We start from the raw sequence: 12,611 nt of genomic DNA on the forward strand, positions 1-12,611 counted from the left end.
ACATAGAGCAATGGTGGACGAGACTGAGCAGTTCGATCGACGCACGTACTTGAAACTGACCGGAACCGCAGGCGTCACCGTGACCGGCCTCGCCGGCTGTCTCGAGGACGCCGGGAACGGCAACGGCGACGAGAGCGGCAACGGGAACGGCGATGGCGGCAACGGGAGCGGAAACGGTAACGGCTCCGACAACGACACCGACGAGAGCGACGGCTCCGACGGCTCCAGCGACATGCAGATCGTCGCCGGCACGGCGCCCGGCTTCGAGCCGTTCGAGATGACCCGCGACGGCGAACTCGTCGGCTTCGACATCGACCTCCTCGAGGCGGTCGTCGACGAGACCGAGTACGAACTGGCCGAGTGGAACGAGTACGAGTTCGACTCGCTGATTCCGGCCCTCGAGAACGGCAACATCGACGTGATCGCGGCGGCGATGACGATCACCGAGGACCGCCAGCAGTCGATCGCCTTCACCGAGCCCTACTACAGCGCGAACCAGTCGGTGCTCGTCCAGTCGGGCGGCGACTTCGCGCCGGAGGCCCTCGAGGACCTCGAAGATCGCGAGGTCGGCGCCCAGTCGGGGACGACCGGCGAAACGGTCGTCCAGGAACAGTTGATCGCCGAGGGACTGATCTCCGACGATCAGTACACCTCCTACGACAACTACGTCTACGCCGTCCAAGAACTCGAGCGCGGGCTGCTCGACGCGATCGTCATCGACGAACCCGTCGGTGCGACGTTCGCCGACAACCGCGACGTCGAGGTCGCCTTCACGTTCGAAACCGGCGAGGAGTACGGCTTCGGTGTCCAGCAGGACGCCGACGACCTCGAGGCGGCCCTCAGCGAGGGTATCGCCGCCGTCCGCGAGTCCGGCGAGTACGACGAGATCACCCAGACGTGGTTCGATAGCGACGGAACCGACTCCGAGGAGTAAGCTGACCGGCTATGCCCATAGATCCCGTCGTACCGCTCGTCGAGGCGTCGACGCTCCCGCTCGAGGCGGTTCAGGGACAGGGACACCTCCAGCTACCGCTGCAGTCCCAGCCGCTACAGGCGCTCTCCGTCGACCCGCTCTTGGTAACCGAGGAGCAGGTCGCCCGCCGCCTCGGTGAGGACTGGGCGTTCGTCTACCGCAACGCGGACTACATGCTGTGGGGCACGGTGATCACGATCGCCCTAACGCTGACCAGCCTGCTGCTGGGCTTTCTCGCGGGTTTTCCGGCCGGCGCGATCGAGGTCTACGGCGACGGCTACTCGCAGTCGTTCGTCCGGAAGGCCGGCGTCCTGTTGCGCGGGACGCCGATCCTCGTCATCATGCTGTTGACGTACTTCGTGTTGCCGATCGATATCGTCCTCGTCGCGCTCGAGCGGACGCTCGGGGCGATCGATTTCGTCCTCGGGCCGACGCCGTTTACCGCGCCGACGGACGTGCCGGACGCCTTCCTGGCGGCCACGCTCGCGCTCGGCTTCCGGAGCGCCGCCTACCAGTCCCAGATCTTCCGGGGCGCCTTACAGAGCATCGACGAAGGCCAGATGGAGGCCGCCCGCTCGATCGGCATGAGCCGCCTCGAGGCGATCCGTCACGTGATCGTTCCGCAGGCGCTGCGTCGCAGCGTGCCCGGCTTCCAGAACGAGTTTACCATCGTGCTGAAGGACACGTCGATCGCCTTCGCGATCGGGCTCGGGGAGCTACTCAAGCGCAGTCAGGACCTGTTCACCCAGCAGACGACCGCCGTCCTCGAGGTGATCCTGTTCATCAGCCTGGTCTACTTCGTACTGACCTTTACGACCAACCGGACGCTCGACTTCGTGAGCAACCGCTTCGCAATTCCAGGTGAATCGTCGTGAGCGACCATCACCCTACTGATACGGACGACCGACGTACCGAGACCGACGCATCGACCGCAGACCCGGCCGACGGCACGGCCAGTGCCCGAACGGACTCGGGCTCGAGGCCCCGGGCTGGGACCGGCGACCCGCTGTTGCGAATCGAGGACCTCCACAAGTCCTACGGCAACGAGGAGGTCCTGCAGGGCATCGATCTCGCGGTCGAGCGCGGCGACGTCGAGGTGCTGGTCGGCCCCAGCGGTAGCGGGAAGTCGACGCTGCTGCGGTGTCTGAATCTGCTCACGCCGGTCGACAGCGGGCACATCTACCTCGGCGACACGGAGGTGACGGCACCCGACACCGACCCGAACGAGATCCGCCAGCAGATCGGGATGGTGTTCCAGGACATCAACCTCTTTGCCCACCTCACCGCCCGTCAGAACATCACCCTCGGCCTCCGCAAGGTCAAGGGGATCCCGAAGGACGAAGCCCGGAAGCGGGCCGACGCCGAACTCGAGCGCGTCGGCCTCGCGGATCAGGCTGACTCCTACCCGGCCCAGCTCTCGGGCGGCCAGAAACAGCGCGTCGGGATCGCCCGCGCGCTCGCGATGGACCCCGAGGTCATGCTGTTCGACGAGCCGACCAGCGCCTTAGACCCCGAACTGAGCAACGAGGTGCTCGAGGTCATGGACGAACTCGTCGAGGGCGGGATGACGATGGTCGTCGTCACCCACGAGATGCGCTTCGCGCGCGGTGGCGCGACGAACATCACCTTCCTCTCGGACGGGCAGATCGTCGAGCGCGGCCCGCCGGACAAGCTGTTCGAGGACCCGGACCGCGAGCGAACCGCACAGTTCTTCCAGAGCATCCGCCATGAGTGATCGAACGGAGGCGGTACTCTGATGAGCGGCGCGAAACCCGGGTCCGGGTCCGGGTCCGGATCTCAGTCCACGCCCTCGATCGCCCTCGACCGGTTCCTCGCCTCGATCGCGAGCGGGGAGCGGTCGCTCGCGAGCCTCGGGTTCGTGCTCTTCTGGGGCTGGCTCGTCACCCGCTGGCTGTACGACTGGACGCTCGGCCGATGGGGAATCGGTCCCGGCGCCGGCGAACCGTTCCTCCCGTCAGCCCCGCTCGAATCCGTCGCAGCGGTATTCGAGGGCAAGCAGGTGGCCCTGCCTCTCGGGCCGGTCGCCATTCCGACGGACTGGATCGCGAGCCTGTTCGACGGCGCCGCGTTAGCGATCGACATCGCGCCCGCGCTGGCGTCGGGCGCGTGGTACACGATCCTCCTCACGATCGCGGCCATCGCGCTCGGCTTCTGTATCGCGGTGCCGGTCGCCGTGCTCCGCGTCTACGGCGGCCCGCTGCGCTGGCTCGCGCTCGCCTACACCGAACTGATCCGCGGGACGCCGCTGCTGGCCCAACTGTTCGTCCTCTACTACGGACTGCCGTTGGCGGTCTGGCTCAACGATATCAGCGTCATCGGCCGCGGATTCGTTCCGGAGTACGCGTTCTGGATCGCCATCGTCGGCTTTACGATCAACGGCTCGGCCTACCAGGCCGAGTACATCCGCGGTGCCTTAGAGAGCGTCGACGAGGGCCAACTGACCGCCGCGCGGGCGATCGGCCTCTCGAAACTCGAGGGGATCCGCTACGTCGTGCTCCCCCAGACGCTGCGGTACGCGATTCCGGCGTGGACGAACGAACTGGTCTACCTGATCAAGTACTCCTCGCTGGCGGGCTTTATCACGGTGCCCGAACTCTACTACCGCGCCAGCCGGATCGCGTCCTCGACGTTCGAGTACACGCCGATCTACGTGCTGCTCGCGATCGTCTACCTCGGGATCGTCCTCTCGGCGACGAACGTGATGGACCGCGTCGAGCGCTACGTGGCGGTCCCCGGTATCGGTCAAGTGGAGGGTCGCCAACAGGCGACGGGCGACGAGGCTGCGGCTGACGCGCCCTCCGACGAGGACACCGACCCCGGCACCGAGACGCCCGAGCGATCCGGGGCGTAAGTCCGTCTGTCCGTCCGGTTCACTCGCGCTCGTCCGTTCTGCGGCGCGTCGTTTCCCAGTCGATGTGGCGACGCACAGTTCACGCTCAGCAACCCAGCGGCTGCTCGAGCGCTCCGTCGGAGTAAATCACGGTGAGAAACAGGCGGTCCGACGGCGCTTCTCGACTCAGTTCGTCGTCGACTTCGACCCCGAGTCCTCATCGGGTTCCGGGGGCGGCTCCGCGCCCTCGATCGCCTCCGCTGCGTCGGTGTCCTTCTCGACGTCGACGTGCCAGCGGTCGATCTCGTCGTCGAACTCGGCGAGACGATCCGAGACGTCGGCCTTCAGGCCGTCGTCGTTGATGTTGACTTCGAACACGAACTGCTCGTCGCCGTTCCCGCCGCGGGCCGACTGCTGGATGTTCGCGCTGATCAGTTCGTTGTCGAAGTAGTACGGCGCCAACTGGGTCATCACGTTTTGGTAAACCGTGTCCTCGACCCGACGCAGGGCCTTGCGGCTGGCCGAGTCGGCCGCGCGCGCGACGTAATCGATCGACTCCTTCCAGTTGTCGACCGCGGCCTCGGCGTCGTCGTCCTCGAGTTGCTCGTAGGACTCCGACAGCTTCTCGCCGGCCGTCTTGATGTCCTCGTCGGGGCCTTTGCCGGCCTTCTCGCCCTTGCCCTCTTCGACGCTTGCCTGGTCGGCGGTCTTCTCGCTCACGTCGACCTCGAGGGTTTCGTGGGCCTTGGGCCGCCACTCTTCCCACTCCTCGAAGGCGTCGGCGAGTTGTTCCTCGTCGCGGTCGTCGGAGCCGTCGGGCTCGGTGTCGTCGACGCTGACGATATCCTCGTCGGGGTCGTGGACGCCCGCGTCATGGAGCGCGCGGGTGATACGTTCGCCGTGCTCGACGACGTCTCCCCAGTCACCGCGAACTTTGAATCCCGAGATGCTCTCTTCCATTCGGCTGACCGGGTAATAGGTGCGCGTCGGTATAAACTTCTCCGCCGTCTCGAAATCTGCGGGGGTCGGTGCGGCCCACGCGGTGGCCGGCAGAACCGACAGTAACGTCCTGCTCGCAGCGGTTTCGTCTACATCTGGGTCATCTGGCCGTGCTGGCCCTGCTGTCCCATCCGCTCCTGCCGAGTCATCGGCTCCAGCTGTCCCTGCTGGCCGACTATCCTCAGCACCGTTTCACAGGAGTTCATCGTCCGCTCGATCGTCGCGACCGTCTCCGCGATGTGGGAGTGTTGCTGGCTGTACTGGCGGATCTCCGGCAGCCCCTCGGTCGCAACGCGGATGAACGTCTCCGCGAGTTCGGGGCCGAACATCGAGTCGCGCGCGAGCATCTTCTCGTTGAGTTCGGCTATTTCGGCGATATCCTGGCAGATACGCGCACACGTTTGCATCTGCGGGCCCATCCCCGCACACTCCTTCGCGCACCAGCCGGCGACGTGGGATAGCTCCGTGAAGTCCTCGAGGGCGATGCGCAGTTCGTTCGTTAGGTGATCTTCGAACGAGCGCGCGCCGCCGGTTTGGGGCTGCATTTGGGTTTGGGCCTGTGGCTGCTGCTGGATCTGCATCTGCGGCTGGGACTGCGGTTGCATTCCCTGGCTTCCAATCTGCCCGCCCGTCTCCTGCATTCCCGGCTCCATCTGGGACGACTGTCCGCTCGTGCCGGTCGTTCTCATCTGTTGGGTCCCCGACTGCATGCCCGGCTGTCGCTCCGATCGCGCGCCCGGCTGCGTGCCCGTCATCTGTGCGCCGCCTCCCTGCTGCATCTGCCCGGACTGCTCGTTCATCGCCTCGTACTCGGACCGTTCGTGGGGCTGTCGCTGCGGTGGCTGGTGCGTCATTGTCCTCGAGACCGCCTTCGCCGATTCGTCGATTAAACCGGGACCACCGTTTCGCCCGGTTCGAACGACAAATCCCCGTTTTCCGTCCCCGGTGCCCGCCCCCGAAATCGGTGGCTCGCGAGGGTCGAATCTGCTACCGATCCGATCCCGCGATCGTAATCGATTCTTAGGCGATCGTAACTCGCTCTTTCGCCGAACGGCAGTACCGTGCTGGAGCGAGCGAGCGCCTCGAGCCGGCCGAACGCGGCGCGGTCGGCGCGAAATCGCGCGAACGGTGGACATACCGGCGGCTGATCGATACCGTAAACTATCCGGCGGGAGGCTGTACTGGTATGCCGATCGAAGATCGGGACGACGCCTATCTGATCACCCACGCACTGGCGAAGGACACGCTCTCGCGGCTTCGAGACGTCGAAACCGAGCAGGTCAGCTTCCGGAAGGGCCTGGTCAAACTCGGCCGCATCTGCGGCTACGAGATCATCGACGGCCGCATGGAGACGGAGTACGTCGAGATCGAGACGCCCCTCGAGCAGACCATGGGCGAGCGCGTCCGCGGGCTCGACGACGTGGTCATCATCAACGTCCTCCGCGCAGCGACGCCGTTCGTCGAGGGGCTGCTGAAGGCCTTCCCGCGCGCCCGGCAGGGCGTCATCAGCGCGAGCCGCGATGAAGAGGCCGGTCGAGACGAGGACGGCTCGTTCCCGATCTCGGTCGACTACGTGAAACTCCCCGAGATCACCGAGGACGACACGGTCATCATCGCGGACCCGATGCTCGCAACCGGCTCGACGATGTGTACCGTCCTCGATCACGTCACCAGCAACGCCGTCGAACCGGAGAACCTGATCGTCCTCTCGGCCGTTTCGGCGCCCGAGGGACTGCTCCGCGTCGACGAGGAGTTTCCCGAAGCGGATCTGCTGACGGTCTCGATCGACGACTACCTCGACGACGACGGGTTCATCGTGCCGGGACTGGGCGACGCCGGCGACCGAGCGTTCCGAACGACCTGATCCGCTTCTCACGCCGCGGCAGTGTTCGGTTCCGGCTTCGTCCACCGCTACTCGAGCGAGCGTCGGAGCGAGCCGCGAGCATCGCTCGTCCCGGCCGCTCGAGCACCCGCCTTTTTACCGATCGGTCCGAATCGAGTGGTATGGTGACGAACACGGAGACAGACGGGGACGACGCGTACGCGGTCGTCGATCCGGACGACCTCGAGTCGGTCGAGGGTCGGCCCTGCGATCTGCGGCGGCTCAGCGAGGCGACCGGACTGGAGAACCTCGCGATCAACCGGTTCTGCGCCGAACCGGGCGAGCAACTCCCGTTGGCGTACCACTACCACGAGACCCAGGAGGAGGCCTTCATCGTCCTCTCGGGAACGCTGCAGGTCGAGACGCCTGACCGGGAGTTTTCAGTCCCCGAAGGATCGGTCTTCACGGCGAAACCCGAGTCGCCCCACCGCGCGTACAATCCGGACGACGCTGACGACGCGGTCGAAGTCATCGCCGTCGGCGCGCCGCCGGTGCCGGACGACGCCGTGGCGTACGACCCGGACGATTCGTAATCGCCTGCGGAGCAGCGAGTCGGCTACTCGAGCAGGCCCTTGATGTAGCCGATCGCGAACAGCCGGCCCATGTCGGTGTAGCCGGACATCGCGTCCTCGCGGTCGTCCTCGCCGATCATCCGCGGGACGTGGTCGGGCCGGATCGGGCCGTCGAAGCCGACCTCCCGGTAGGCGTCGATCGCCGCGCGCATGTCGGTCGGCCCCTCGTCGTGCCAGGTTTCGACGAAGGAGTCGCCGTCGCCCTCGACGTCGCGGAAGTGGACGAAGTGGATGCGCTCGCCGAACTCGCGGATCGCCTCGATGGTGTCGGTCTCCATCGCCGCGAAGTTGCCTTGACAGAAGGTGACGCCGTGGCGCGGGCTGTCGTGGAGGTCGAGGATGCGGCGGTAGTCCGCGACTGATTTGACGATGCGCGGGACGCCTCGGACGGGGGAGCGCGGCGGGTCGTCGGGGTGCAGCGCCAGGTTGACGCCGTACTCCTCCGCGACGGGAACGACTTCCTCGAGGAAGTACTCGAGATTCTCCCAGAGTTCCGCTTCCGTGATTTCGGCGGCGGGGTGGTCCGGGGCGCGCTCCATCCACTCGTTGTCGAAGGCGATCCGCTGGGAGTCGCCGCGACCGGGCACCGAGTCGGAGGTGCGGATGACGCCCACCGGGTTCTCGGTCCAGACCCAGCAGTAGGTGTCGATGCCGAGCCGACCCATGTTTTCGATCAGCGTCTTTACCGTCTCGATCTCCTCGTCGCGGCCCTCCTCGCCGAGGACGGTGGCGTTCATCGGCGGCCGATCCTCGACGACGTCGAGCGAGAAGCCGTGGTCGGCGAACCGGTTGCGGGTCTGCATGAGCGTGTCGTACTCCCACCACTTCTCGTCGACGCCCCAGAAGCGGACGACGGCGGTGTCGATGCCGAGCTGCTTGGCCATCGTCCACCGTTCGTCCGGTTTCGGGGGCAACATCACGGTCGGATCCATATTACGCGGTTCCTCATGTCCCGGGGGTATCGGTGTTTCGGAACGTATCGGTGGCGTGTGACACGGTTCCTCGCCGCGAATCCGACGGTGCGACGTCGTTTGCCGTCCTCGAGTTACTCGGCGCCTCGAGCGCGTTATTCAGAACAGGTATCGATTCCAAACAGCGCATTCACCGGACACCGCTGGATGAGCGCCGTTGCGAGCACGTCGCTGCCGACGACGAACGCGAGCGTGCCGAGCGTCCGATCCCGGTTCCGGTAGCCGAACACCAACAGTGCGACCGCGAGGACGGTTCGCATCGCTCGGTCGAGGCCGCCGACGTTCTTGTCCATACCGAATCGACGGCTGCGGTGTACGTAGTAGTGTCCCCGAAGACGGGAGCCGTCGGTTACTCGCCGGTCAGCCGACGAAGCGGGTCCTCGCCTTGCCACCGGGCGTACGCGTACGACGCAGCCAGCAGAATCGCCCCGACGACGAGGAACGCGAGCGCTCGAGCGATCGCATCGAGTCCCTGCATGTCGAACAGAAACACCTTCGCGGTCACGAGCCCGAGGACGGCCATCCCCTGGAACCGGAGTCCGCGAACGTCGACCGAAAGGCCGGCGGTAACGAGCGCGAGGCCGAAGGCAGCCCAGGCGACGGAGACGCCGGCACCCGAAAGCTCCAGTCCCAGAACGACGACCGTCAGCCCGGTGCCGGCCACGGCGTACGGCGCGGCAACCGGCACCGAGTCGCCGGTCCGCGGAGTCGTCATCGTTTCGCCGCGGAACCGTAGGGCGAGACCGTAGAAGACGGCGACCGCGAGCGCGAACGCGACCGGTCGGCCGGTTGCTGTCGCCAGCGGCGCACCGGTGTCGAACGCCGGGAGTTCGGCGGCGTCCACGGCGAGGAGTTTGCCGACCGTCCCGAGCGCGACGAGATGGCCGCCGGTGCGGAACGCCGGAGCATCCGTTCGGTCGGCCCCGAAAATCGAGCCGCAGAGGAGCGCGAGCAGCCCGACGGTCGCCCCGAACGGCTCCGCTGCCAGCACGACGGCGCCCCCGAGCAACACGACCGCGAGGGCACCGGCTGCCTCGTCCCGTCGCACCGGCCGGCGATCGGTGATCGCGTAGACGCCGACGAGCGCGAGGCCGACGGCGCCGAGTGCGACTCCCTCGAGCGGCGCTTCCGGAACCCACTCGGTGACGATGTCCTCAAGGAAGACAGCCCCGATTCCGGCGTTGAGGACGGTCAGTGCGCCAATCTGGGGGCGATACCAGCGACCGTCCGCGTCGGCTCGGCGAAGAACGTAGCCGCCCACGAGGTAGATTCCGAGGGCAGCGACGACGACTGCGGCGGCGAGCGACGCCGCCGGCTCCGTCTCGGCGCGCCACACCGCGACGAGTCCGTACGTCGGCAGGACGCTGGCGAGGACGAGCCGGTACCACGGGCGTACCGCGGCGATGGCGACGAGGCCGACTGCGAGCAGCAACGCGTAGGCGGGCGTCACGACGAACGTCTCGGCCTCGAGGCCGAGGTACGCCGTCCCGTAGCCGAACAGGAAGGCTTCGCCGGCGACGATCGGCGCGCCGTCGCGGACCGACACGGCCGCTGTTCCGGCGACGAGGATCGTCAGCGCCGCGAGGACGGCCCACAGCGGCGTTCCCAGGGCCGTCCGATACGCTTCGAAGCCGTAGGCCGCGTAGCAACTGAAGTACGCGATCGCGAGCCCGACGCCGGCCGCGATCTGCCCCCAGCGAACGTAGCCCTGTCGCTCGGCGGCAAATCGACCGCCGGCGAACAGCGCCACGCCGGCGACCGTGCCGGCGACGACGCGACCCAGCGGACCGAGCAGGCCGGCTTCGATGGCCAGCCGGACGAAGAACACCACGCCGGCGACGAGCGCGGCTCCGCCGAGGAGTCCGAGCCACTTGATGCCGATGTCGCGCTCCCAGTTCTGCGTGCGCTCCTGTTCTCGATCGTGAGCCGCTGTGTCGTCCTCGCGCGGCGTCGTCTCGTCCGACGGCGCTCGATCGGCGCGGTCGTCGACCGCGTCGCGATCGGTCCGCGTCGCCGCTGTGGACTCTCCGTCGACCGCTGCCTCGAGGTCGGCGACGCGACGCCGGAGGGTGGCGACCTCGGACCGGAGTCGCCGTACCTCCGCCGCGAGGTCGTCATCGTCGTCGCTCATAGTCGGTTCTCTCAGCGTCGGCTGAAAAACATTCTGGAGTGACAGGTTGGTCTTCGGTGCGCTCGGCGATCCGGTCCGACTCCCGAACCCCTTCGTTTCCGGTCGAACTCGCGACTACCGTTCGTCCGGTCCCGCCGAGTCGCTCGAGGCCGAAAGCCCCGCGTCCCGGTCGCGATCGAGTGCCAGCGGCGCCTCGTGGTGGTCGGAGTAGCCGTCGAACCAGCGGGCGATCCGCTCGAGGCGGTCGACGACGTGGGCGGGTTCCCCCGAGCGCGAGAGTTCGTGGCCCTCCCGCGGATAGCGCACGAGTCGGGTGTCGACGCCGTGTTTCTTGAGTCCGAGGTAGAACAGTTCGGCGGTGTTCGCGGGCGTCCGGTAGTCGCGATCGGAGTGGAGGACGAGCGTCGGCGTCTCGACCTCGGCGACGTGAGCGACCGGCGACTGCTCCCAGAGGAACTCCGGTTCCTCCCAGGGCGTCGTGTCGAAATCACCCTCGAGGAGGTGGAACGCGTCCGTCGAGCCGTAGAAGCCGGTGAGATCGTAGACGCCGCGCTGGGAGACGGCCGCCGTGAACCGATCGGCGTTGCCGACCGCCCAGGCGGTCATGAACCCGCCGAAGCTGCCGCCGGTGACGAAGACCTCGTCGTCGTCGACGTACTCGCGGTCACAGACCGCGTCGACACCGGCGAGCACGTCGGTCAGCGTGACCTCGCCCCAGTCGCGCTCGATGGCCGTCGCGTGGGCCTCGCCGTAGCCCGTCGAGCCCCGCGGGTTGCACCAGAAGACGGCGTAGCCCCGCGCCGCGAGCGTCTGGAACTCGTGCCACATCGTCCCCGCGGTCGTCCAGTGGGCGTGGGGGCCGCCGTGGATCTCGACGAGCAGCGGGTAGGTTTCGCCCGGAGAAGCGTCGGCGTCGAACTCGGGCGGGGTGAGCAGCCAGCCCTGAATTTCTTCGCCGTCCTCGCTCTCGAACCACAGTTCTTCGGGCTGGCGGACCGCCCGCTCCGCGAGGTAGTCGCCGTTGACGCGGCTCAGACGGTGCGGCTCGTTGCCGCCGCGGGTCGTCACGAAGACGTCGCCGGGGTGGTCCCACTCGCTCTGGACGAGTGCGACCGCGTCCCGACCGACGTGGAAGTCCTCGACGGTCGCGCCCTCCCCGTAGATCCGCTTCGGGTCGGCTTCGGCGTCGCCCGGCACCGACCAGAGAACGCGCGATCCCTCGTCCGGCGTCGTGAAGTACAGGTCGTCGCCCTCGGGCGCCCAGGTGAAACTGCAGCGGTGGCCGACGGTCCGATCGAGCGGCGCCGTCGGCGTGGTCTCGGTACCATCTACGCGGTCGTGAACGCGAATCTCGGTCTGGCGCATCGAGGCCTGCTCTTCGGGCGTGTACTCGAAGGCTACTCGCTCGTCCGCGGTCGCCTCGAGCGAGTCCGGCCCGAGCCAGCCCGAGGTCTCGGTGAACGCCTCGCGGTCGTCGGTCGCGAGGTCGTGAGCGAACAGTTCGTACCGCAGCGAGTCGTCGGGTTCGGGCTCTTCGCCGACCTTGCTCGCGTAGTAGACCGTCTCGTCGTCGCCCCAGGTGGGTGCGATGTAGTCGCGGTCGCCGTCGGTGAGGCGGGTGATTGCCTCGCCGTCGTCTTCGTCGCCGTCCTCGAGCGCCGGCCCGTCGGAGAGCGCCGCCTCGAGGTCGAGCACGTAGACGTGGCTCCGACGGCCGTCGAAGTACTCGGTGTCGGCCCGGTAGATGGGCCGGTCGATGACGCGCGGATCGGGCTCGTCGGGTTCGTAGTCGGGATCGACCGCCAGGTCGCGGCCGTCCTCGCGGTCGGCTGCCGTGACTCGCTGGCTGAAACATAAGCGGGAGCCGTCCGGACTCCACTCGAGGCTGCCGATGCCGCCGACGACGGCCGTGAGTTGCCGGGCCTCGCCGCCGTCGGTCGGGACGACCCACAGTTGCTGGCGGTCACCCTCGCCGCGAGTGCTGACGAACGCGAGCCACGAGCCGTCGGGGTGCCAGCGGGGTTGGCTGTCGACGCCGTCGCGGGCCGTAAACTGCGTCGGTTCGTCGCCGCCGACCGGGACGACGAACACCGTCGCAGTGTACGATTCGTCGTCATCGGGGACGCGGCGGACGAACGCGACGCGCTCGCTGTCGGGCGAGACGCGGGGGTCCTCGGCGTGTGCGAGGTCGGTGTAATCGCTCGCAGTAATACCGTTCATATCAGCGGGGAA

Annotated in this window: 12 protein-coding genes; 6 read left to right on the forward strand and 6 right to left on the reverse strand. The window is 67.4% G+C overall.

Annotation, left to right across the window (positions count from 1 at the left end; genetic code table 11):
* The first annotated feature begins 10 nt into the window (after positions 1-10).
* The 4 genes from ATJ93_RS17505 (at position 11) to ATJ93_RS17520 (ending at position 3,845) form a co-directional block, all read left to right on the forward strand.
* Positions 11-934, forward strand: a complete 924-nt coding sequence (locus ATJ93_RS17505; RefSeq protein WP_120245933.1) for a transporter substrate-binding domain-containing protein — start codon at positions 11-13, stop codon at positions 932-934.
* An 11-nt stretch (positions 935-945) separates the two neighbouring features.
* A complete protein-coding gene (locus ATJ93_RS17510; RefSeq protein ID WP_120245934.1) occupies positions 946-1,848 on the forward strand; it encodes an amino acid ABC transporter permease in 903 nt (300 codons plus the stop codon).
* Positions 1,849-1,979: 131 nt separating this feature from the next.
* The gene (locus ATJ93_RS17515; protein WP_120246050.1) at positions 1,980-2,708 is read left to right on the forward strand and encodes an amino acid ABC transporter ATP-binding protein; all 729 of its coding nucleotides are present in this window, start codon (positions 1,980-1,982) and stop codon (positions 2,706-2,708) included.
* Between the two features lie 21 nt (positions 2,709-2,729).
* Entirely contained in the window at positions 2,730-3,845 is a 1,116-nt protein-coding gene (locus ATJ93_RS17520; protein WP_120245935.1) for an amino acid ABC transporter permease, read from the forward strand.
* Positions 3,846-4,010: 165 nt separating this feature from the next.
* Here the strand turns inward: ATJ93_RS17520 and ATJ93_RS17525 are convergent, their stop codons facing one another.
* Both ATJ93_RS17525 and ATJ93_RS24110 read right to left on the reverse strand, forming a co-directional pair.
* Positions 4,011-4,784, reverse strand: coding sequence for a DUF5828 family protein (locus tag ATJ93_RS17525; RefSeq protein ID WP_120245936.1), 774 nt, complete (start codon positions 4,782-4,784; stop codon positions 4,011-4,013).
* Positions 4,785-4,912: 128 nt separating this feature from the next.
* Positions 4,913-5,677: a hypothetical protein gene (locus ATJ93_RS24110; protein WP_245977640.1), complete on the reverse strand. Its 765-nt coding sequence runs from the start codon at positions 5,675-5,677 to the stop codon at positions 4,913-4,915.
* Between the two features lie 332 nt (positions 5,678-6,009).
* Here ATJ93_RS24110 and upp point away from each other — a divergent pair, with 332 nt between their 5' ends.
* Entirely contained in the window at positions 6,010-6,687 is a 678-nt protein-coding gene (gene upp, locus ATJ93_RS17535; RefSeq protein ID WP_120245937.1) for a uracil phosphoribosyltransferase, read from the forward strand.
* Positions 6,688-6,827: 140 nt separating this feature from the next.
* Positions 6,828-7,238, forward strand: coding sequence for a cupin domain-containing protein (locus ATJ93_RS17540; RefSeq protein ID WP_120245938.1), 411 nt, complete (start codon positions 6,828-6,830; stop codon positions 7,236-7,238).
* 23 nt (positions 7,239-7,261) lie between these two features.
* Here the strand turns inward: ATJ93_RS17540 and ATJ93_RS17545 are convergent, their stop codons facing one another.
* The 4 genes from ATJ93_RS17545 to ATJ93_RS17560 all read right to left on the reverse strand — a co-directional run bounded on the left by ATJ93_RS17545 (position 7,262) and on the right by ATJ93_RS17560 (position 12,599).
* On the reverse strand, positions 7,262-8,209 hold the full coding sequence (locus ATJ93_RS17545) for a mannonate dehydratase (RefSeq protein WP_211334080.1): 948 nt from the start codon (positions 8,207-8,209) through the stop codon (positions 7,262-7,264).
* A gap of 134 nt (positions 8,210-8,343) precedes the next feature.
* A complete protein-coding gene (locus ATJ93_RS17550; protein ID WP_120245939.1) occupies positions 8,344-8,541 on the reverse strand; it encodes a YgaP family membrane protein in 198 nt (65 codons plus the stop codon).
* A 56-nt stretch (positions 8,542-8,597) separates the two neighbouring features.
* Positions 8,598-10,379, reverse strand: coding sequence for a DUF2339 domain-containing protein (locus ATJ93_RS17555; RefSeq protein ID WP_120245940.1), 1,782 nt, complete (start codon positions 10,377-10,379; stop codon positions 8,598-8,600).
* A 114-nt stretch (positions 10,380-10,493) separates the two neighbouring features.
* A complete protein-coding gene (locus ATJ93_RS17560) occupies positions 10,494-12,599 on the reverse strand; it encodes a S9 family peptidase (RefSeq protein ID WP_120245941.1) in 2,106 nt (701 codons plus the stop codon).
* Positions 12,600-12,611: the final 12 nt, after the last annotated feature.

The organism is Halopiger aswanensis (assembly GCF_003610195.1).
Taxonomy (GTDB): Archaea; Halobacteriota; Halobacteria; order Halobacteriales; family Natrialbaceae; genus Halopiger; species Halopiger aswanensis.

Excerpts from the sequence above, each read along its gene's own strand:
- ATJ93_RS17505 (WP_120245933.1), top strand. The coding sequence starts at position 11 with ATGGTGGACGAGACTGAGCAGTTCGATCGACGCACGTACTTGAAACTG.
- ATJ93_RS17510 (WP_120245934.1), top strand. The coding sequence starts at position 946 with ATGCCCATAGATCCCGTCGTACCGCTCGTCGAGGCGTCGACGCTCCCG.
- ATJ93_RS17520 (WP_120245935.1), top strand. The coding sequence starts at position 2,730 with ATGAGCGGCGCGAAACCCGGGTCCGGGTCCGGGTCCGGATCTCAGTCC.
- ATJ93_RS17525 (WP_120245936.1), bottom strand. The coding sequence starts at position 4,784 with ATGGAAGAGAGCATCTCGGGATTCAAAGTTCGCGGTGACTGGGGAGAC.
- ATJ93_RS24110 (WP_245977640.1), bottom strand. The coding sequence starts at position 5,677 with ATGACGCACCAGCCACCGCAGCGACAGCCCCACGAACGGTCCGAGTAC.
- upp (WP_120245937.1), top strand. The coding sequence starts at position 6,010 with ATGCCGATCGAAGATCGGGACGACGCCTATCTGATCACCCACGCACTG.
- ATJ93_RS17540 (WP_120245938.1), top strand. The coding sequence starts at position 6,828 with ATGGTGACGAACACGGAGACAGACGGGGACGACGCGTACGCGGTCGTC.
- ATJ93_RS17545 (WP_211334080.1), bottom strand. The coding sequence starts at position 8,209 with ATGGATCCGACCGTGATGTTGCCCCCGAAACCGGACGAACGGTGGACG.
- ATJ93_RS17550 (WP_120245939.1), bottom strand. The coding sequence starts at position 8,541 with ATGGACAAGAACGTCGGCGGCCTCGACCGAGCGATGCGAACCGTCCTC.
- ATJ93_RS17555 (WP_120245940.1), bottom strand. The coding sequence starts at position 10,379 with ATGAGCGACGACGATGACGACCTCGCGGCGGAGGTACGGCGACTCCGG.
- ATJ93_RS17560 (WP_120245941.1), bottom strand. The coding sequence starts at position 12,599 with ATGAACGGTATTACTGCGAGCGATTACACCGACCTCGCACACGCCGAG.